This window comes from Brenneria tiliae, from assembly GCF_023347575.1.
Taxonomy (GTDB): domain Bacteria; phylum Pseudomonadota; class Gammaproteobacteria; order Enterobacterales; family Enterobacteriaceae; genus Brenneria; species Brenneria corticis.
The window spans coordinates 32,356-53,243 of the sequence record NZ_JAKPCB010000090.1; the positions used below are offsets into that span (position 1 = coordinate 32,356).

The window sequence follows — 20,888 nt, forward strand, 5'->3', positions numbered from 1 at the left end:
CATAAGGAGAGGGTATGAATTTAGCGTTAACCGTCGGTAAAAAAGCGCGCGGCGCTTTGCTGTTTTCGCTTTGTTCAGCGTTGGCCCCGGCCGTCGTTGATGCGGCGCAGGTGCCCGTGGGGGTGCAACTGGCGGAAAAACAGGAGCTGGTGCGCGGCAACGGTTCCGAACCCGCCTCGCTCGATGCGCATAAAGTGGAAAGCGATGTCGAAGCCAATATTATTCATGATTTTTTTGAAAAACTGATTGCGGTGCGTGATGACGGCGGCATTTCCGGCGGCCTGGCCGAAAAGTGGGAGCAGCGGGACCATCGGCTCTGGACGTTCCATTTGCGTCCGGATCTGACGTGGTCCGACGGCACTCCGCTCACCGCCGACGATGTCGTCTTTAGCTGGCGGCGTCTGGTCGATCCGCAAACCCTTTCCCCCTATCAGTCCTATATCCCCAACATGCATGTGCGCAACGCGGCGGATATCGCGGCAGGGAAGAAGCCCGCCAGCGAGCTGGGCATCAGGGCGTTGGATAAGCGAACGGTGCAAATCGAGCTGGATCGGCCTTTGTCCTATTTTCTGGCGATGGTCGACCATTTTGCCGTCGTCACCCTGCCGCAAGCGGCGATTGAAAAGTATGGCGATAAATGGACCCAGCCCGGCAATTTCGTCGGCAGCGGTCCTTTTACCCTTGACGAGTGGGTGGTCAACGAGCGCATTGTCGCCAAACGCAATCCCTATTATTGGGATAACGCCCATACCATACTCGACAAGGTGACCTATCTGCCCATCGTGTCAAACACGGCGGAGGTGAATCGCTACAAGGCCGGGGAGGTGGCGGTGACTTTTACGCTGCCGCCGCATCTGTTCAAAGCGCTCAAGACGGAATTGCCCGATCAGGTTAAGGTGAACCCGCAGTTATCCACCTACTACTATAAATTCAATACGCAAAAACCGCCGTTTAACGACCCGCGCGTCAGACGGGCGCTGGATCTGGCGCTGGACAAAACGGTGATTGCCGAAAAAGTGTTGGGGATGGGACAAGTGCCCGCCTATAGCATCTTGCCGCCGGGTATGGCGGGTTATGCCAGCCAACAGCCGGAATGGGCGGCCTGGAGCCAGCCGCAGAGAAACGCCGAGGCGAAAAAGCTGCTGTCCGAGGCGGGGTTCAGCGCGCAGCGGCCGTTAAAGTTCGACCTGCTGTATAATACCTCCGAGTCGCATCAACGCATCGCCATCGCCGCCAGCTCCATGTGGAAGCAGGCGCTGGGCGTGGAGGCGCGGCTGAAAAATCAGGAGTGGAAGAGTATGCTGGACACCATGCGGACCGGCGATTTCGAGGTGGTGAGATCGTCCTGGGCGGCGGATTATAACGAGCCTTCCACCTATTTTGATATCCTGCGTACCGGCAACAGCAATAATCAGGGTAAATTCACCCACGCCGAATACGACGCCCTGCTGGATCGCGCGGTCAACGCGGACAGCTTGGCGATACGTAATAGCGACTATCATCAGGCGGAAAAAATTCTTCAGCAGCAGGCTCCGCTGCTCCCTATCTATTACTATGTGCGCGCGCAGCTGGTAAAACCCTATATCGGCGGATTTGAGCCTGACCAGAAAGCGAATATATACAGCAAGGATATTTATATCATCAAGCATTAAGAGTGGAGGAATGCCAGGGGTAGCCTGGCATTCGCTTTGACCGGCGCGTTATTTCATATCCAGCAGATGTCCCATCTTGGCGGCTTTGGTCGCCAGATAGCGTTCGTTTTTCGGGTTGCGGCCCACCACTAACGGCACGCGCTCGACGATATTGATGCCCGCCTCATTGAGGATTTTTACTTTTTGCGGATTATTGGTCAGCAGGCGGACCTCATCAACGCCCAGCAGTTTGAACATATCGGCGCACAGCGTGAAGTCGCGTTCGTCGGCGGCAAAACCCAGCTGATGGTTGGCTTCAACCGTATCGGCGCCCAGATCCTGCAACGCATAGGCGCGGATTTTATTCAGCAAACCGATATTGCGGCCTTCCTGCCGATGGTAGATCAATATACCGCGGCCTTCCTCGGCGATATGGCTCAAAGCGGCTTCAAGCTGAAATCCGCAGTCGCAGCGCAGGCTAAACAATGCATCACCCGTCAGACATTCAGAGTGCACTCGGGCCAAAACCGGAATCGAGCCGGAAATATCACCATAAACCAATGCGAGATGATCATGTCCCGTGGCGATCTCTTCAAATCCCACCATCAGGAAATCGCCCCAGGGGGTGGGTAATTTGGCATCTGCCACCCGTTTTAGCTGCATGTTATTCTCCAAAAAAACAAAAAAATGCTGACGCGCATCCTACTGCCGGATAGGGGCTTTGACCAGCGAAAAACCATAGCTAAAAAGTTAAGGCATTGCACTCACCGATCGTGCTTAAACGACGGGGAAATAGTGAGGCGATGGTTTTCCCATTGACGAAACCGCGGGCTATTTTACGCCATACTGACGGCCGATGCCGGTTTTTCTGCTAGAATTGTGAAAATATTGCTTTAGACATCACACTGAATTATAGGGAGAAATGATGTACGACATCGCCAAACGGACCACTATCGGCGCACTGTTTTTACTGATCATGCCGTTGATTATTTGGGCCAGCGGGTGGCAGTGGCAACCGGAATATGGTGGTTTATGGCTGCGTATATTGTTCTGGACGACGGAAACGGTGACCTCGCCCTGGGGAACCTTGACCAGCATTATTCTGGGCCTCTGGTTTCTGTGGTGCCTGCGCTTTCGACTGAAACCCGCGCTCGGTCTGCTGGCGATCATGATCATCACGGTACTGATCGGCCAGGGGATGAAATCGGCGATTAAAGAGTGGGTTCAGGAGCCGCGCCCGTTTGTCGTCTGGCTAGAGAATAATCACCAGATTGACAACAGCTATTTCTATTCCCTGCCGCGTAAGGAACGCGCCGACGTGGTAAAAGAGCAACTGCATAACGAACGGCTGATCCCCCACTGGCTGCGTCAGCACTGGCAGTTTGAAACCGGGTTCGCCTTTCCTTCAGGACATACCATGTTCGCCGCCACCTGGGCGCTGCTGGGCGTCGGTTTATTGTGGGCGCGCCGGCATTACAAAACGGTGGTGGTTTTAATGCTGTGGGCGAGCGCGGTAATGGCAAGCCGTCTGGTGCTGGGGATGCACTGGCCGCGGGATCTGGTGGCCGCTACGCTGATAAGCTGGCTGCTGGTGGTGATTGCCTGCTGGCTGGCCCAGCAATGGTGCGGCCCGCTTTCGCTGCAGCGTGAAGAGATCGCCGAGCAGCAACAGGACGACGCCTCGCAGGGGAAAGCGTAAATCGCCCAAATGGTTTAATACTATTCTGAATCTCCGCGGATGACCGGTCGTCATCCGCTTTCACGTCGCTCAATTCCCGCCTTATTCTGCGCTGAATCACAAATGTAAACAATTTGTGAGCTGCTTCGCTATTCCTGTTTTTACCATTGGACAATTTTCAGTTTGCTTGTAAAACTCCGTATGAATGTTAATTCAATATTGAATATATATTCAAAGAGGAGAATAATAATGAAACCTTACCTACTGAAACCCTGCCTTACGGCCATCATGCTTTCCCTTTCCGCCGCTGCCTTTGCGGCCGACAACGGGTTGATCGCCATTATTACCCCATCCCACGATAACCCCTTTTTTAAAGCCGAGGCGGAAGGCGCCAGGGCCAAGGCCATTGAATTGGGCTACACCACCCTGGTCGCTTCCCACGATGATGACGTGAGCAAGCAAAACCAACTGATTGAAACGGCGATTGGCCGCAAGGCAAAAGCCATCGTGCTGGATAACGCCGGCGCCGATGCCACCATCGGGCCGTTGAAAAAAGCCAAGGCGGCGGGAATACCGGCCTTTCTCATCGATCGCGAGATTAACGAAACCGGCGTCGCGGTGGCGCAGATTGTTTCCAATAACTATCAGGGCGCGCAGCTTGGCGCCGAGAAGTTTGTTGAATTGATGGGGCAAAAGGGCAAATACGTTGAATTGATCGGCCGCGAGTCGGACACCAACGCGCACGTTCGTTCCCAGGGCTATCACGACGTGATCGATGAATACCAGGATCTGAAGATGGTCGCCCGGCAGACCGCCAACTGGAGCCAGACCGAAGCCTTCAACCGTATGGAAGCCATCCTGCAGGCCAATCCGGATATCACCGGGGTCATTTCCGGCAACGATACCATGGCGCTGGGCGCCGAAGCGGCGCTGAAAGCGGCGGGGCGGCATGATGTCATTGTGGTGGGGTTTGACGGCAGCGACTACGTGCGCGACTCCATTATCAATAAAGGCAACATCAAGGCGACGGTGCTGCAACCCGGCTGGGAGCAGGCCCAGATGGCGGTGGAACAGGCCGACTATTACCTGAAAAACGGTAAAGCCCAGCATGACGAAAAACAGCTGATGGACTGCATTCTGATTGATGAGTCCAACGCCGGCAAGCTCAGTACCTTTGCGTTGAAACCCTAAGCGCGACAACCGTAAAAAGGAGTGACCGGGGAGCGCAAGCGCCCCGAGTCAGGAAAGAGCAACAATAGAGGAGCCATTATGCAGCGTTATCAACGATGCCGTACCGGGTGGATCGGTTTATGCGCGCTGTTGCTGTCGGCTTGTACGGTGGTGGATCTGGATGAAAACGGCAAACCGATTATCCCCGTCGATCCGTCCGCGATCCCGAGCTATAACAACATGACGCCGGATTCTATTGCCGCCGAACTCTGGCAGCCGAAGCTGCTGCCGCTGGCGCAGCAACAGGCGCTGAGTTGGGATGAACTGAAAAAGCAGCAGGCGACGCTGACGGGCAGCGCCGGCAAAGCGGTGTATGCGCGGTTTCAGGGACAGGTGGTGAAAGTCGATCGTCAAGGCCGAGAAGGACGGTTGGAGATCGCCGTGCAGGGCGAGACGGTTGCGTTGCAGCTGGGGCCTATCGTCAAGGGCAACGCGATTCGCGATGCCGCCGGGTTTATTCGCTTTGAGGATTTTAAAAATCAGGTGCAGTTCGCCCAGTTGGCGCGTTCGCTGAATAAAAAGGCCTTGGAGAGTTTGCCGGCTATTGATGACGACTGGCAGGGAAAAGATATCCAGGTGCTTGCCGCGTTAAGGCTGACCGGGCAGGAGATCCGCGACGCGGTGCCGCTCGAATTGCTCCCGTCGGAATCACCCAGGGAGGCGCAGTAAATGACCCAGAAACCGGATATTGTCATGGCTACCCGCGGCGTCACGATGCTGTTTCCCGGCACCAAAGCGCTGGATAACGTGGATTACAACGTTTATCGCGGCAAGGTGAATGTGATCATCGGGGAGAACGGCGCGGGAAAATCGACGCTGATGAAAATACTGGCCGGCGTGCAGCAGCCGACCTCCGGCCAGATCCTGCTGAACGGCGAGGTGGTGCGTATCGCCAATACCCGCGATGCGGCGGCCAAAGGCATCGGCATGGTGCATCAGGAGCTTAACCTGTCTGAAAACCTGACCGTGGCGGAAAACATTTTTCTGGGGCGGGAGATTCAGAAAGGGCTGCGGCCCATTGATTACCAGCAACAGGAGGAAATCGCCGCGCAGCTGATGGCGCGCCTCGATCAGGATATTTCGCCGCGCACCGAGGTGGCCGGCCTGAAAGTGGGGCAGCAGCAGCTGGTGGAAATCGCCAAGGCGCTGGCCGAACAGGCCGATATCCTGATTCTGGATGAGCCCACCTCGGCGCTAAGTAAAACCGAAGTGGACATCCTGTTTCGGGTGATCCGCGAACTTACCCGGCAAAACGTCTCCATTATCTATATTTCCCACCGTCTGGAAGAGCTGATGGCCATTGGCGATTACATCACCATTTTGCGCGACGGCCGTTTTCAGGCCGAAGCGGCGGTCAGTGAAATCGACGTGCCGTGGATCATTCGGGAAATGCTGGGCGGCGATCCCGTATCCAGTTTTCTCAACCCGGGAAGGACGTTCGGCGCGCCGGTACTGGAAGCGGAACACATCACCTGCCTCAACGATGCGGGCAACAAAGTGGTCAACGATGTTTCCTTTATGGTGAGGGAAGGCGAAATCGTCGGCATTTACGGTCTGATGGGGGCGGGACGCACCGAACTGTTCGAGTGCCTGCTGGGAACGCAGCATGACTATCTGGGCAAGATTTACCTCGATAGCAAGCCGGTGCATACGCGTCTATCCACCGCCCAGCGTATCCGCATGGGCATGAGCCTGGTGCCGGAAGACCGCAAAAAAACCGGCATTTTCCCCTTATCGTCGGTGGCGTCCAACCTGACCATCGCCAGCCTATGGCGGCGGCTGAAATACGGTATGGCGATATTTCGCCAGCAGGAAGAGAAAGTGGTCGCCACCACTATAGGCAGTCTGGGTATCAAGGTTTCCTCGCCGCAGGTGGAGATTCAGGCGCTGAGCGGCGGCAATCAGCAGAAAGTGGTTATCGGCCGCTCGCTGCTGACCAGCCCCAAAATCCTGCTGCTGGATGAACCGACCCGCGGAATCGACGTGGGGGCAAAGGCCGACGTGTTTGAAATGATGGTCAAACTGTCGGAGAAGGGGATCGGCATACTGTTTTCCACCTCGGACCTGAAGGAAATCATGGCGGTATCGGATCGTATTCTGGTGATGTCGAACGGCAAACTGACGGCGAATATCGCCCGTCAGTCCGCCAGCGAGTCGGCATTGGTTTCGGCAAGTGCACAAGGGTTCTGACAATGAAAACGACTAAGCTTCCGGCGGCGTCCGGCGCGCTATTACCCGGCAAGTTCGTACGCTCTCGGGAGAACATGCTGTTGTTGATCCTCAGGTTGCGCACTTTTATCGCGCTGTTCCTGATTCTCGGCTTTTTCGCCTTTACCGTTCCGGGTTTTCTGGCGACCGGCAGCCTGATCATTATGGTCAAACACATCGCCATCAATGCGTTTCTGGCGCTGGGGATCACCTTCGTCATCATCACCGCCGGCATCGATCTGTCGATAGGCGCCACGCTGGGGCTATGCGGCATGATCGCCGGCTATATGATTACCCAGGGGATTGTACTGCCGATGTTCGGCGTCGCCATTTTCCCCAGCGTATGGGTGATTGTGCCGATGGTATTGCTGATCGGCGCCTTTATCGGGGCGATTAACGGCTGGATCATCACCCGTTACAACGTAGCGCCGTTTATCTGTACCCTGGGTACGATGTACATCGTACGCGGCGCCGCCATGCTGATTTCCGGCGGTGAAACCTTTCCGGGATTGGCGGGGAATCCCCAGTTGGGCAATACCGGTTTTGAGCTGATTGGCGCGGGCACGATCCTCGGCCTTCCGTTCGCCATCTGGCTGATGTTCGTACTGGCGCTGATTATCGCCTACGTGGCTCGCCGCCTGCCGTTCGGCCGCCATGTCTACGCCATTGGCGATAACGAACGCGCCGCCGAACTATCCGGGGTGAAAGTGCGCCAGGTAAAAGTCTGGGTATACACCATTTCAGGTTTCTGCGCCGCCATTGCCGGGATTGTGGTTTCCTCCCAACTGGTCGCCAGCCATCCGGCCACCGGGACGGCGTTTGAAATGAACGCCATCGCCGCGGTGGTGCTTGGCGGAACCTCGCTGGCCGGGGGACGGGGAACGATACTGGGAACGCTGATTGGCGCTTTTGTCATCGGCATTCTGGCGGACGGCCTGGTGATGATGGGGGTAAGTGAATTCTGGCAGATGGTGATTAAAGGCATTGTAATTATTGTGGCGGTCATCATTGACCAGATGCAAAACCGCATGCAGCACAAAGCGGCGATTGTATCGCAAAAGGTAGCAGCGGAAGGGGCGTAGCGGTCTGGCATCGATTTGCTGCCGATTGCTGCTCAGCAAGCGGGAGGAGGCAGCCGGCGAAACGCGCCAGATCGCACATGCTGTTTTTTTTGTCTGTTGTGGAATAAATATTCGAATTTGAGTAAAAATTCAAGGCGAGGTGAAGTATGAATCCGTACGCATTGTCGGTGGAGGCGCTGACGCGAAAAGCTCGCGCCATTCGGCGCCGTATCATTAATCTGAATGCCAACAGCCCGGCGGGCGGCCATACCGGGGCCGACCTTTCACAGGTTGAAATCCTGACGGCGCTTTACTTTCGTATCCTGAACTGCGCGCCGGACCGTCTTCAGGACCCGCAGCGGGACATCTATATCCAGTCCAAGGGACACGCGGTGGGAGGGTATTACTGCTGCCTGGCGGAAGCGGGATTTTTTCCTGAATCCTGGTTGGCGACCTATCAGCACCCGGACTCGCATTTGCCGGGACATCCGGTGAAGTACAAGACGCCGGGGATCGAGCTGAATACCGGCGCGCTGGGCCACGGCCTGCCGGTTTCCGTCGGGATCGCGCTGGCGGCGAAACGGGATAACAGCCCGCGGCGGGTTTTTGTGGTGACCGGCGACGGCGAACTGGCCGAAGGCAGCAACTGGGAAGCGGCCCTGGCGGCGGCGCATTACCAGCTGGATAACCTGGTCATCATCAACGACAAGAACAAGCTGCAGCTGGCCGGCACCACCTGTTCCATTATGAATACCGACCCGCTGGCGGATAAATGGCGCGCTTTCGGCCTGAACGTAACCGAATGCGCCGGCAATGATATGCGCTCGGTGGTGGAGACGCTGGAGAACCTGCCCGCTAACGGTAAACCCAACGTGGTGATCGCCAATACGGAAAAAGGTGCGGGCGTCTCCTTTATTCAGGGGCGCGCGGAATGGCATCACAGGGTGCCGAAAGGCGAAGAGATTACGCTGGCGTTGGAGGAATTAAAAGATGAGTAACGCAGAACATCTGGCCAGTGTGATGGTCGAGCAATTTATTAAAGCGGTTGACCGGGGCATCGATCTGGTGCCGGTGGTGGCCGACTCTACCTCCACCGCGAAAATCGCCCCCTTTGTCAAGCGATTCCCCGACCGTATCGTCAACGTGGGGATTGCGGAGCAAACCATGGTGGGAACGGCGGTGGGGCTTTCCATCGGCGGCAAGGTGGCGGTGACCTGTAACGCCGCGCCGTTTTTGATTTCGCGCGCCAATGAGCAGGTCAAGGTCGATGTCTGTTACAACAACAGCAACGTCAAGCTGTTCGGGTTGAACGCCGGGTGCAGCTACGGCCCGCTCGCCAGTACCCATCACAGTATCGACGATATCGCGGTACTGCGGGGTTTCGGCAACATTGAAATCTATGCGCCGTCCAGCCCCGAAGAGTGCCGCCAGATTATCGACTATGCCCTGGAGCATCAGGGGCCGGTGTATATCCGCCTGGACGGCAAACCGTTACCGGCATTGCACGATCAACATTACCGCTTTGCGCCGGGGCAAATCGACGTGCTGCGTACGGGAAGCGATATCACGCTGGTCGGGCTGGGGTCTACCGTGCACGAAGTGGTTACCGCCGCTGAATTACTGGCGGAAAAAGGTATCGCTGCTACGGTGGTCAACCTTTCTTCGGTACGGCCGTGCGATACTCGTCGACTGCTTGAAATTCTGCGCACGGCGCCGCGGGTCATCACCGTTGAAGAGCATAACGTCAACGGCGGGGCCGGCAGTCTGGTGGCCGAGGTCCTGGCGGAGGCGGGCAGCGGTATTTCCCTGCTGCGTCTGGGTATTCCCGACGGCCAGTATGCGATAGCGGCGGATCGGGCGGCGATGCGCGCGCATCACGGCCTGGACGCGGCAGGTATTGTGCAGGCGGCGCTGCGTCTCTGTCCGGGAGCCTAATCATGTTTACACCGGTTATTTTGGCAATAGACGAAGGCACGACTAATGCTAAAGCGGTCGCGGTAGACGCCCAGGGGCGTATTCTGTCCAAGGCGTCGGTGGCTTTGCAGATCGCCCACCCTGAGCCGGGGCGGGCGGAGCAGGACGCTATGGCTATCTGGCGCGCCGTTTGCCAGGCGGTGGAGGCCTGTCTGTCATCGCTGAACCGGGTGCAGGTGGCGGGTATCGCCATCAGCAATCAGCGTGAGTCGGTGCTGATTTGGGAAAGGCGTTCCGGGCAGCCGCTGACGCCCTTGGTCAGCTGGCAGGATCGCCGTTCGGAACGCTTTTGTCAGGACTTGCAGGGCAGCGCCGAAGAAAAGCTGATCGAAGCCCGCACCGGTCTGCCGCTGGATCCGCTGTTCCCGGCGGCCAAAATCCACAGCATGCTGGCCGAGTTGCCGGACGGCGTGTCCCGCGCCGCCCACGGCGAGTTATGCGTCGGAACCGTCGACTGCTGGCTTAACTGGCAGCTCAGCGGCGGCCAGGCCTATTCGACGGATCACTCCAATGCCGCCCGCACCCAGCTTTTCGATATTCACCGCCAATGCTGGGATGAAGACCTGCTGGCGCTTTTCGCCATTCCCAGCGTATGCCTTCCCGCGGTGACGCCTTCGGCGGCGCTGCATGGGCATACCGCGCTGACGGAAATCAAAGGGTTGGCGGCCGGTATACCCATCGTCGCGCTGATTGGCGATTCCCACGCCGCGTTATACGGACAGGGGATCAATAAAAGCGGCGCCATCAAGGCCACCTATGGCACCGGCTCGTCGTTGATGACCACCATCGCCAACCCGCACGCTCACTCCAGCGGATTAAGCACCACTATCGCCTGGCATGACGGCGAACTGCGCTATGCGCTGGAAGGAAACATTACCCATACCGGCTCCGGCTTTGCCTGGATAGGCCAGATGCTGGGCATTCCTTCCGTCGCGCAGTTGACGGAGCTGGCCTTGAGCGCGGCGTCGTCGCAAGGGGTATTTTTCGTCCCGGCGTTATCGGGGCTTGGCGCGCCGCACTGGGATACCCATGCCCGCGGTCTGCTCTGCGGCCTGACCGATGCCACCACGCCGGCGACCATCGCCAGAGCGGGGCTGGAATCGATTGCCTACCAGATCGCCGATGTTTTTTTTGCCATGGAGCAGGCGGCGCAATGCGCGCTGCCGGCGCTGCGCGTAGACGGCGGCGCCACGCAAAACCGCTGGCTGATGCAATTTCAGGCCGATCTGCTGCAACGTCCCCTTATCCGCAATCATAACGCCGAAGTCTCGGCGCTGGGGGCGGCCTATCTGGGGGGCAAAACGCTGGGATGGTGGCGTGACGGCGAGCAGATCGCCGCCTTGCCGCGAGAAGTGGAGTTTATCGAGCCGCAGGCGCCGAATGGGGCGCTCCAGGAGAGTTATGCGCAGTGGCAGACGGCGGTGGCCCGCGCCCGTTTCACCCGGTCTCTTTGATATGCCAGGCAACAATAGATGTGCCTGGCTGATTACTAATAAATGAGGACGACTTAATTATGGCAACCTACACCTATCCTGAATTCGGCGCCGGTTTATGGCATTTCGCCAACTATATCGATCGTTACGCCGTCGATGGCTATGGTCCGGCGCTGAGTACGCTGGATCAGATTAAAGCGGCGAAAGAGGTCGGCGAGCTCTCATATGTCGATTTACCCTATCCGTTCACGCCCGGCGTCACGCTGGCGGAAGTAAAAGACGCCCTGAAAGACGCCGGGTTAAAAGCGATTGGCATCACGCCGGAAATCTATCTGCGTAAATGGTCGCGCGGCGCGTTTACCAACCCCGATGCCGCGGCGCGGGCGGCGGCCTTTGAACTGATGAATGAGTCGGCCGGCGTTGTGCGTGAACTGGGCGCGAATTACGTCAAAGTCTGGCCGGGACAGGATGGCTGGGACTATCCGTTTCAGGTAAGCCATAAAAACCTGTGGAAACTGGCGGTCGACGGCATGCGCGATCTGGCCGGCGCCAACCCGGACGTTAAATTCGCCATTGAATATAAACCGCGTGAACCGCGCGTCAAAATGACCTGGGACTCCGCCGCCCGCACGCTGCTGGGCATCGAAGATATCGGTCTGGATAACGTCGGCGTGCTGCTGGATTTCGGTCACGCGCTGTACGGCGGCGAATCTCCCGCCGACTCTGCTCAGTTAATCATCGATCGCGGCCGCTTATTCGGCATGGACGTCAATGACAATCTGCGCGGCTGGGACGACGACCTGGTGGTCGGCACCGTGCATATGACCGAAATTTTCGAATTCTTCTATGTACTAAAAATCAATAACTGGCAGGGCGTCTGGCAGTTGGATCAGTTCCCCTTCCGCGAAAATCACGTCGAAGCCGCCCGGCTATCGATCCGCTTTCTGAAACACGTCTACCGGGCGCTGGATAAACTGGATATTCCCGCGCTGCAGGCGGCGCAGGAAGCGCAGGATGCCTTACGGGCGCAGCGTATCGTACAGGATGCGCTGCTCTCGTCGATCAACGTCGAAGAATAGGGATAGACCGCCCGCCGGGTTCTCCGGCGGGCATATTACACCAGCGATTCGGCCGTCAGCCGGTCGGTAATCAGCACGTCGATATAGTTGCCCGTCAACGCGCCCCGAATGGCGGCGCTCTTGTCCACGCCGCCGGCCAGGGCGACCACCCGCGGGCAGCGGCGCAACTGCGGCAGCGCCATGCCGATAACCGGATCTTCCCCATCCAGCAATACCGGTTCCCCCTGCGCGTTATAGTAGTGCAGGCACAGGTCGCCCACCGCGCCGCGCCGCGCCAATAACTGCAGCATCTCTTCGTGGTAATAGTTGCCGGAATTTTTTAACAGCTGCGAGGGTTCCAGTACGCCAATGCCAACCAGGGCCAGGCTGACGTCGCTGAATTTGGCCACTACGCTGGACACTTCATCGCTGGTAATCAGCCGGGTGCGATCTTCCACCGAGCGTTCTATACTTTGCGCCGGCAGCAGATAGGCCGGGCAGTTGAGCAGGTTGGCCAGGGTTTGCGTCAGGATGGTGGCCTGCACGTTGCCGTTGGGGCCGACGCCGCCGAGTAATTGAATCACGCCCCGCGCCTTGGTGCCGAGAGGGTGGAGATTATCCACCATCGCGCGCAGCGTGCTGCTCCACGATGAGATGCCCACCAGATCGTCAGGGCGGATACTGGTCTGCAGATAATGGGCCGCCGCCGAACCAATGGCCTGTTTCACCTGGGAAAGGTTGGCAGTATCGGCCACATCGACCACAATTGCCTGGTCGATGGCGTAGCGTTTCTGAATGGCCGATTCCAGCGCCATAAACATATTGGCGGGCTGAACCACGCTGATTTTGACCACCCCATCTTTAACCGAGCGGGTAAGGGCGCGGGATACAAAAGATTGCGACAAATGGAGGGCGTCGGCGATTTCTGATTGTTTCATCCCTTCGCTATAATAAAGCGTGGCGATCTTGACCAACAGCCGCTGTTCGTCCTGTTTTGACATTTTTACCCCTCCGGTTGACGCGCGCCTATCATTTTTATTCAGCTTGGAATAAATAACAAGCGCAGGCGACAGTCGCGGCATACGGCAGGGGGCGAGATTTCCCAGCCGGTCGGGGAAATGGTAATTTAATAGGGTATATCGCCAAAATTTGGCATAATTCATTTAGTTAATAGGAAATAACAGGAAAGAAAACGTGAAATATTTGCTGATTTTTTTACTCGTGCTGGCGATATTCATCATTTCTGTCACACTGGGCGCGCACAACGATCGGGTGATTACGTTTAATTATCTGCTGGCGCAAGGGGATTATCGCGTATCAACGCTGCTCGCCACCCTGTTTGCGCTGGGATTTATCCTTGGCTGGGTAATCTGCGGTCTGTTTTATCTTCGTCAGCGCATTGCATTAGGCCGCGCGCAACGTAAAATCAAGCGTCTGGAACAACAACTCTCTGCCTCTAACGAGGAAAGCGTGGCGCCGGTACAGCCCGCCACCCACTAAGGAATCATTCTCTATGTTAGAACTGCTGTTTCTGTTGCTGCCTGTGGCCGCCGCTTACGGTTGGTACATGGGCCGCAGAAGTGCGCAGCAGGACAAAGAGCAGGAGTCCAACCGCCTGTCGCGTGAGTACGTCACCGGGGTGAACTTTCTGCTATCCAACCAGCAGGATAAAGCCGTCGAACTGTTTCTCGACATGCTCAAGGACGACAGCAACACCTTTGAAGCCCATCTCACGCTGGGCAATCTGTTTCGTTCCCGCGGCGAAGTCGATCGCGCCATCCGCATTCATCAGGCCTTGACCGAAAGCACCTCGCTTACCTTCGAGCAGCGTTTACTGGCGGTACAGCAACTGGGGCGCGACTATATGGCGGCCGGGCTGTATGACCGCGCCGAAGAAATTTTCAACCAACTGGTGGATGAAGAGGATTTCCGCCGCAGCGCCTTGCAGCAGCTTTTGCTGATCCACCAGGCCACCAGCGACTGGCTAAACGCCATTGATGTGGCGGAAAAGCTGGTCAAAATGGGTGAAGATCAACTGCGGGTGGATATTGCGCATTTCTACTGCGAGCAGGCGCTGCTCATGATGGGAAGCGACGACCTGGACAAGGCGCTGGCGTTGCTGAAAAAGGGTGCCGCGGCGGATAAACAGTGCGCCCGCATATCGATTATGATGGGGCGCATCTATATGGCGCAGCAGCAGTATCCCCGCGCCGTAGACTCGCTGCAACAGGTGCTCGACCAGGATAAAGAGCTGGTCAGTGAAACGTTGCCGATGCTGCAGGAGTGCTATCAGCATTTGCAGCAGCCTCAGGTCTGGGCCGAGTTTCTGAAACGCTGCGTGGAGGAGAACACCGGCGCGACCGCGGAGCTGTTGCTGGGCGATATTCTTGAGCAGGAGCAGGGGACGGAAGCGGCGCAGATATACATCACCCGCCAGCTTCAGCGCCACCCGACGATGCGCGTATTTCATCGGCTGATGGATTTTCACCTCAACGACGCGGAGGACGGCCGGGCAAAAGAGAGCCTGCTGGTGCTGCGCGACATGGTGGGGGAGCAAATCCGCACCAAACCGCGCTATACCTGCCGCAAGTGCGGCTTCACCTCGCAGTCGCTCTACTGGCACTGTCCTTCCTGCCGCTCCTGGGCAAGCATCAAACCAATCCGCGGCCTGGACGGCCAGTAACGCTATTGTGGTCCCGAAACCTAGCAGATTGAACTATTTAGTTACAACATACTAAACAATGCCGCAAATCCGCCGTTTCAGCGGCTATCGATAAAGGCATTCGCTTAACAGGCGGCTGGGATTTCCGCCACCGGGCATGTAGAATGCGGCGGGAATTTTGAACGCGAATCATGGCTAACAGCAACGGGTGACACGTGAAAAACCAGAACAGAGAACGGAATAACCAATCTGCATCATCCCCGATTATTGTGGCGCTGGACTATGCCGATCAAGCGGCGGCGTTGGCGTTTGTCGACCGTATCTCCCCGCGGGACTGCCGGTTAAAAGTCGGCAAAGAGATGTTCACCCTGTTTGGCCCGGCGTTTGTGCAATCGCTTCGGCAGCGGGGCTTTGACGTATTCCTCGATCTGAAATTTCACGATATCCCCAATACCGTCGCCCATGCCGTCGCCGCGGCGGCCGATCTTGGGGTATGGATGGTGAATGTGCACGCCAGCGGCGGAGCGAGAATGATGATGGCGGCGAAAGACGCGCTATCGCCATTCGCCGGCGACGCGCCGTTATTGACCGCCGTGACGGTGCTGACCAGTATGGAAGCGGAAGATCTGCGCGAACTGGGCATCACCGCCAGCCCGGCGGAGCAGGCGGAACGGCTGGCGCAGTTGGCCTATAACTGCGGTCTCGACGGCGTGGTCTGTTCCGCCCATGAGGCGCAGCGTCTGAAACAGCTATGCGGCGAACAGTTTAAACTGGTTACGCCGGGCATTCGTCCGGCGGGCAGCGAGGCAGGCGATCAGCGGCGGATTATGACGCCGCTGCAGGCGCAGCAGGCCGGGGTGGATTATATGGTGATCGGCCGGCCGATTACCCAGTCCGCCGATCCGGCGCAAACCCTGCGCGATATCCGCGCCTCGCTGACGGCGGAGGAGTGAGAAATGAGCGGTGACGACAACAGCCGCCTGGTGTACTCCACGGAGACCGGGCGCATCAATCAGCAAGAAGAGAAAGTCGCCCGCCCCCGGGGAGACGGCATCGTGCGTATTCAGCGTCAGACCAGCGGACGTAAGGGAAAAGGCGTTTGCGTAATCAGCGGCATCGATCTTGACGACGCCGCGCTGGATAAGCTGGCGGCCGAATTAAAGAAAAAGTGCGGCTGCGGCGGCGCGGTGAAAGACGGCGTCATCGAAATTCAGGGCGACAAGCGCGACCTGCTCAAACAGCTGCTGGAAGCGAAGGGAATGCGGGTCAAGCTGGCCGGCGGATGAGGCAGGCGGCGTCGCCTGCCCCGGCGCCGTAAAACCGGCCGCTCACCACTTGACCGCATCTTTTTGCCATGCCAGCAGGCGATCGCGAATGGCGAACAGCAGCGTTATCAGGGAAGAAAACAGTATCGCCATCACAATCAGCGCGGCATACATATTGGAGTAGGCCGCCCAGCCCTGCGCCCACTGCAGATACCAGCCCAGTCCCGCCTTCACGCCGATCATTTCCGCCGTAACCAGCACCGAAAAAGAGGCGCCGAGCCCCATAAACAGGCCAGTGAACACGTGCGGCAGCGAGGCGGGGATCGCCACGCGCAGGATCAGAAAGCGGGAATCCGCCCCCAGGGTGCGCGCCACGTCGTAGTAATTTTTATCCACGCTGGCCACGCCGGACCAGGTTAATACCGTAAGCGGGAACCAACTGGCCAGGGCGATCAAAAAAATCGCCGCGGCAAAGCTGGAGGGAAAAATATAGAGCGACAGCGGCAGCAGGGCAATGGGCGGAACCGGTCCGAGAAAGCGCAGCACCGGATGAACCCAATAGCCCAGCACCTGCGACCAGCCGATGGCCACGCCGGTAATAAATCCCGCGACGCTGCCGAACAGGAACCCCAGCCCCAGCAGCCTGAGCGAATGCAGCACGCTTTCGCCCAGCCGGACCCAGTCGGTGGCGTAGGCCTCAACAAGCGCATGGGGCGCGGCGAAAAAGGGAACGGGCAACAGGCCGAGTTTCGCCGTCGCGATTTCCCACAGGGTGGACAGCAACGCCAGCGCAATCAGCCAGCGACCGCTGTTGCGCACGGTTTTGGTCACCGGCCGGAAAAACAGCCGCAGACCAGGGAGCCGCTCCAGCAGCGCCAGCGACAGAATGATCGCCGCAAACACCGCGACGATAACGTTGGTTTCGGCGACATAGCGCGGCTTGACGAAGCCGCTGACCTTATCCGGCCACAGCAATATCAGCAGCGCCAGCGCCCCCCACAGCAGTGCGGCGATCAGCCCGCTGTACCAGAATGGCGAGACGCCGCGAACCTCACTGGGCGCATCCGAAGATGAATGGACGCGGCTCTCCGATAAAAGAGATTTATCCGACATAGACTCTCCCGCTAGCCGAAAGTGGTGAATTCACATATGACCTGCCGCGCCGGATCAGGAATGGGCGTGCTTGGCGTTCCCGGCGGCGTTCAGCACGTCCGGCACATAGTGAACGGCGAAACTTTCGGCATCCGTATCCGGTCGTATGACCTTGATGGTTTTCAGCTCATTGACATAAAAAGCCACCTCTTTGCGCAGCTGTTCGCCGGTTGAGTGATGGTTGTGGGTATGCTCGGTGAGGATGGTGGCGATATCCTGGGCCGGAATATTGCTGGGCAGGTAAGGCGCGAAGATTTCCGCCGTCTCCGCCGGATGGTCGGCCGTCCACTGCTGTGCATCCACAATGGCCTGGGTAATGGCTCTGGCGATCTCGGGCCGCTCGCGTACCAGCGAGCCGCGCAGACCCAGCACGCAGCAGGTGGTATTGGCGTATTCGCCCACCAGATTATTGGAAATTTCCACCAACTGGTCGTTGCGCTTGATCAGCCATGATTGCGGGTCCTCGCCGGCAATCGCCTGAACTTCCCCCTTGCGCAGGGCTTCGCCGAACAGATCGGCGGGATACTGCACCCAATTCACCTGCCGATCGGGATCGATCCCCTGTTTCGCCAGTTGAATGGCGAAGAAGTTGCGCACCGGGCTGGCCTGATCGGTGACGGCCACCGATTTTCCGGCCAGATCGGCAATGCTGCCGATATTACTGCCGCGCGCCACCAGTAAGCGCATGCAGCCGCCGTGGGTGCCGGCGGTCAGGTTAACGTCAAATCCCTGTTCCAGCGGTTTCAGCCAGCGCAGCGCCATACCGATGCCGCCGTCGGCGTGGCCGGTGGCGATGGCCTGCAACAGCGCGTCGGTCGGGCCGCTGAAATTCACCGGCTCCACTTTCAGACCGTATTTTTCAAACAGTCCCTGCCTGAGCGCCACGGAGATGGGCGCCTGGCAGACCGCCGTCTGACCCCATGCCAGCTTTATGGTGGTGAGCGCGGCGTTCTGCGTCGGAGCGGCAGGCTGCGCGCCCAGCGCGGAAAATGCGCTCAGTCCGGCCGCAGCGCCGGCGCCGGCAACACCCAGTGACGCCAGAAAGCGTCGTCTTGAAAGTAAAAATGCGCGATCAGACATAAACATGCCCCTTGTTTTAGGTAAATATCTTATAGATAAACTGTGTTGCTCATGGAAAGGAAGAGACCGGCTATATGTCCTTATAAAATGTCATTTGGCGGGAAATAATAAATAACTTTATGTAATTTAATATTCTGAAATATTCATAACAGATCGATATTATTATTTTTGTGATGTATTTAACGTTATTAATACATCTGGCGTTATCTGGCAATGCTTATTCATAATTATGCTACCTAAAACAGAACGCTTTATTCTATCCTGAGGCCAGGATAAAGTTTCCCGGCGCCGGCCCATGAATTTATTTTCATGCAAACGTCAACGTCATTGATTTTTTTTATTTAACGGAAATGATTATTTTCGGGAGTGTACTCGTTATGGCTATTACTCGTGCCGCTGCTAGCGCCAATAAGGAAAATTTATCCGGATTAAATTTAGAGGTTAATCACGTCAGCCATGCGTTTACCCTGGAAGGCAGTATTCTGCCGGTACTGAACGATGTCTCCATTTCGGTGGCGCCGGGTGAGTTTATCGCGCTGCTGGGTCCCTCCGGCTGCGGCAAGTCTACTTTGCTGCGCCTGATCGCCGGTCTGGAAACACCCTTGCAGGGGCAACTGCTGGCCGACGGAGAGCCCATCACCCGTCCCGATCCCACCAGGGTGGTGGTGTTCCAGGACCCGACGCTCTATCCGTGGCGCACCGTCTGGCAGAACGTCGCGCTGGGGCTTCAGGCGCGCGGGGAGCTGGATGAGGCGGGGAAACAGCGCGTCGATCGCTTTTTGCAGCATGTCGGCCTGGATCAGTTCGCCCGCGCCTGGCCGCGCCAGCTATCGGGCGGAATGGCGCAACGCGCCTCGCTGGCCAGAGCGCTGGTGAACAAGCCGCGCCTGCTGATTCTGGATGAGCCCCTCGGCAAACTGGATTCCCTGACCCGCATTCGCATGCAGGGGGAATTGCTCAGTCTGTGGCAGGAGAGCGGCTACAGCGCGCTAATGGTGACGCACGATGTGGAAGAGGCGCTGTTGCTGGCCAATAAAGTGGTTGTTTTCAGCCCGCGCCCGGCGCGTATTTTGCAAACCATCGAGGTGACCTTGCCTTATCCGCGCCGCCGTAACGATCCTCACCTGGTTGAGCTGCGTACCCAGGTGCTGGAATTACTGGGAATGGAAGACAATATTGAACCGACCGCGTAATATTTTAACCAGGAGTGACGATGAGCGATCTGAATGAATATCTGGCGCAAAAAAGGGCGGCGCTGTTGATTCGCAATGCCCGCGATCCGGCAACGATAAAACCGGAGACGATTACCGCCCGCGCCACGGCGGAAGGGCGCAGCGGGATTCGACATATTCGTATTCGCGAACATCATATTATCAGCGACAGCCCGCCGGATTTTGCCGGATATAATCTTGGGCCCGCTTCCCCGGAAATTTTTATTGGTTCGTTATCCAGCTGTCTGACGCATATATTTCTGATTCATGCGGCAGATCGGCAAATTCCGCTTTCCCGACTGGAAGTTGAAGTGCAGGCTGATGTTGATTTACGCGCCGGGAAGGAGGGTTATGAAGATATTCCCTTTTATCCTTTTAATCTGCGCTATACGGTGGAAATAGACTCGTCGGCCGATGAAGCGGAAATTACCGCTCTGCATCAGGCGGTGGAAACCTGGTGTCCGGTGCTGAATCTGATTAAACGTCCGCAGCCGCTGGAAGGGACGATCCGCTATCGGCACGTCGCCGCCTGACGGAAAATGAAATGAGGTTGCTGACAAACCCACTCCGGCATAGTCATCCCCGCGCAGGCGGGGTTCTTTTTCAGCTAATGCGTTGATATCAGGAAGATTCCTGCCTACGCAGGAATGACGGATTTGGATTCGCTATTACCAATGGCTACTTTGTCAATGGTCTGAAATGGAGCCGTTTCGGCTCCATTTCATAAAAACGATGACGGTGATTTACATGTTTAATCAACCTGACGGCCGATAATCCCCCCGATGGCGGCGCCGCCCAGCGTGCCTAAGGTGCCGCCGTCGGTTAAAATGGCCCCGCCGACCGCGCCTGCGCCTGCGCCAATCGCGGTATTACGGTCGCGCTTGGACATATTCGAGCAGCCGACCAGCGCCACTGACAGTACGATGGCTAAAGCCGCGCTGGCAAATTGTTTGTTCAGTTTCATATTTTCCCCTTTCACTCTCGACCTCACTTTTTTTTCAGTGAGGAAATATCGTAATGCAACACTTTTACCACATTAAATAAGCGTACCGCGCCTTCCGTGGCCTGGTGACGAGTATAATGCTCGGTAAAAACCGCAACAGGTAAAAAATCTTAATTCCCTTACATTAGGATAACGATAGCAACAATTGGTAAAGATGGTTGTTTTTTAGCCGCCGGAATGAAAATAAATATCGCGTTACAGCAGAACGCTGCCGGATCTTTAGCGATTTAGCCCATAGCGGC

Annotated in this window: 21 protein-coding genes; 16 read left to right on the forward strand and 5 right to left on the reverse strand. The window is 57.2% G+C overall.

Features of this window, described 5'->3' with window-relative positions; all coding sequences use genetic code 11:
* The first annotated feature begins 14 nt into the window (after positions 1-14).
* Positions 15-1,652 carry an ABC transporter substrate-binding protein gene (locus MFP24_RS04905; RefSeq protein ID WP_249229521.1) on the forward strand — a complete coding sequence of 546 codons (1,638 nt, stop codon included), beginning with the start codon at positions 15-17 and terminating at the stop codon, positions 1,650-1,652.
* Positions 1,653-1,700: 48 nt separating this feature from the next.
* Here MFP24_RS04905 and ribA read toward each other — a convergent pair whose 3' ends face one another.
* Complete coding sequence (ribA, locus tag MFP24_RS04910) at positions 1,701-2,294, reverse strand: GTP cyclohydrolase II (protein WP_249229520.1); 594 nt, start codon at positions 2,292-2,294, stop codon at positions 1,701-1,703.
* Positions 2,295-2,556: 262 nt separating this feature from the next.
* Between ribA and pgpB the strand changes: the two genes are divergently transcribed.
* From pgpB to MFP24_RS04955, 9 genes are all read left to right on the forward strand, one after another.
* A complete protein-coding gene (gene pgpB / locus MFP24_RS04915; protein ID WP_249229519.1) occupies positions 2,557-3,330 on the forward strand; it encodes a phosphatidylglycerophosphatase B in 774 nt (257 codons plus the stop codon).
* A gap of 228 nt (positions 3,331-3,558) precedes the next feature.
* The gene (locus tag MFP24_RS04920) at positions 3,559-4,500 is read left to right on the forward strand and encodes a D-ribose ABC transporter substrate-binding protein (protein WP_249229518.1); all 942 of its coding nucleotides are present in this window, start codon (positions 3,559-3,561) and stop codon (positions 4,498-4,500) included.
* Between the two features lie 78 nt (positions 4,501-4,578).
* Entirely contained in the window at positions 4,579-5,208 is a 630-nt protein-coding gene (locus MFP24_RS04925; protein WP_249229517.1) for a DUF2291 family protein, read from the forward strand.
* Positions 5,209-6,729: a sugar ABC transporter ATP-binding protein gene (locus MFP24_RS04930; RefSeq protein ID WP_249229516.1), complete on the forward strand. Its 1,521-nt coding sequence runs from the start codon at positions 5,209-5,211 to the stop codon at positions 6,727-6,729. It begins immediately after the preceding gene.
* 2 nt (positions 6,730-6,731) lie between these two features.
* Positions 6,732-7,829: an ABC transporter permease gene (locus tag MFP24_RS04935; protein ID WP_249229515.1), complete on the forward strand. Its 1,098-nt coding sequence runs from the start codon at positions 6,732-6,734 to the stop codon at positions 7,827-7,829.
* 146 nt (positions 7,830-7,975) lie between these two features.
* The gene (locus MFP24_RS04940) at positions 7,976-8,806 is read left to right on the forward strand and encodes a transketolase (protein ID WP_249229514.1); all 831 of its coding nucleotides are present in this window, start codon (positions 7,976-7,978) and stop codon (positions 8,804-8,806) included.
* Positions 8,799-9,743 (forward strand): transketolase family protein, encoded by a 945-nt coding sequence (locus tag MFP24_RS04945; protein ID WP_249229513.1) that lies wholly within the window; start codon positions 8,799-8,801, stop codon positions 9,741-9,743. The genes MFP24_RS04940 and MFP24_RS04945 overlap by 8 nt, the downstream gene beginning before the upstream one ends.
* A gap of 2 nt (positions 9,744-9,745) precedes the next feature.
* A complete protein-coding gene (locus MFP24_RS04950; RefSeq protein ID WP_249229512.1) occupies positions 9,746-11,236 on the forward strand; it encodes an FGGY family carbohydrate kinase in 1,491 nt (496 codons plus the stop codon).
* Positions 11,237-11,295: 59 nt separating this feature from the next.
* Positions 11,296-12,294 carry a sugar phosphate isomerase/epimerase family protein gene (locus MFP24_RS04955; protein WP_249229511.1) on the forward strand — a complete coding sequence of 333 codons (999 nt, stop codon included), beginning with the start codon at positions 11,296-11,298 and terminating at the stop codon, positions 12,292-12,294.
* A gap of 35 nt (positions 12,295-12,329) precedes the next feature.
* On the opposite strand, the gene MFP24_RS04960 is transcribed toward MFP24_RS04955, so the two are convergent.
* Positions 12,330-13,274: a sugar-binding transcriptional regulator gene (locus MFP24_RS04960; RefSeq protein ID WP_249229510.1), complete on the reverse strand. Its 945-nt coding sequence runs from the start codon at positions 13,272-13,274 to the stop codon at positions 12,330-12,332.
* A 193-nt stretch (positions 13,275-13,467) separates the two neighbouring features.
* Here MFP24_RS04960 and MFP24_RS04965 point away from each other — a divergent pair, with 193 nt between their 5' ends.
* The 4 genes from MFP24_RS04965 (at position 13,468) to yciH (ending at position 16,221) form a co-directional block, all read left to right on the forward strand.
* Complete coding sequence (locus MFP24_RS04965) at positions 13,468-13,773, forward strand: LapA family protein (protein ID WP_009112455.1); 306 nt, start codon at positions 13,468-13,470, stop codon at positions 13,771-13,773.
* Positions 13,774-13,786: 13 nt separating this feature from the next.
* Positions 13,787-14,956 (forward strand): lipopolysaccharide assembly protein LapB, encoded by a 1,170-nt coding sequence (lapB, locus tag MFP24_RS04970; protein WP_249229509.1) that lies wholly within the window; start codon positions 13,787-13,789, stop codon positions 14,954-14,956.
* Positions 14,957-15,150: 194 nt separating this feature from the next.
* Positions 15,151-15,888, forward strand: coding sequence for an orotidine-5'-phosphate decarboxylase (gene pyrF / locus MFP24_RS04975; RefSeq protein WP_249229508.1), 738 nt, complete (start codon positions 15,151-15,153; stop codon positions 15,886-15,888).
* 3 nt (positions 15,889-15,891) lie between these two features.
* The gene (gene yciH / locus MFP24_RS04980; RefSeq protein WP_249229507.1) at positions 15,892-16,221 is read left to right on the forward strand and encodes a stress response translation initiation inhibitor YciH; all 330 of its coding nucleotides are present in this window, start codon (positions 15,892-15,894) and stop codon (positions 16,219-16,221) included.
* A gap of 42 nt (positions 16,222-16,263) precedes the next feature.
* Here yciH and MFP24_RS04985 read toward each other — a convergent pair whose 3' ends face one another.
* Both MFP24_RS04985 and MFP24_RS04990 read right to left on the reverse strand, forming a co-directional pair.
* Positions 16,264-17,313 (reverse strand): ABC transporter permease, encoded by a 1,050-nt coding sequence (locus tag MFP24_RS04985; RefSeq protein ID WP_249229506.1) that lies wholly within the window; start codon positions 17,311-17,313, stop codon positions 16,264-16,266.
* 54 nt (positions 17,314-17,367) lie between these two features.
* On the reverse strand, positions 17,368-18,432 hold the full coding sequence (locus MFP24_RS04990; RefSeq protein ID WP_249229505.1) for an ABC transporter substrate-binding protein: 1,065 nt from the start codon (positions 18,430-18,432) through the stop codon (positions 17,368-17,370).
* A gap of 377 nt (positions 18,433-18,809) precedes the next feature.
* Between MFP24_RS04990 and MFP24_RS04995 the strand changes: the two genes are divergently transcribed.
* Together MFP24_RS04995 and MFP24_RS05000 are read left to right on the forward strand one after the other, a co-directional pair.
* Positions 18,810-19,625: an ABC transporter ATP-binding protein gene (locus MFP24_RS04995; protein ID WP_249229504.1), complete on the forward strand. Its 816-nt coding sequence runs from the start codon at positions 18,810-18,812 to the stop codon at positions 19,623-19,625.
* Between the two features lie 20 nt (positions 19,626-19,645).
* Positions 19,646-20,176, forward strand: coding sequence for an OsmC family protein (locus MFP24_RS05000; protein ID WP_136166263.1), 531 nt, complete (start codon positions 19,646-19,648; stop codon positions 20,174-20,176).
* 218 nt (positions 20,177-20,394) lie between these two features.
* Here MFP24_RS05000 and osmB read toward each other — a convergent pair whose 3' ends face one another.
* A complete protein-coding gene (gene osmB, locus MFP24_RS05005; protein ID WP_249229503.1) occupies positions 20,395-20,607 on the reverse strand; it encodes an osmotically-inducible lipoprotein OsmB in 213 nt (70 codons plus the stop codon).
* Between the last annotated feature and the right edge of the window lie 281 nt (positions 20,608-20,888).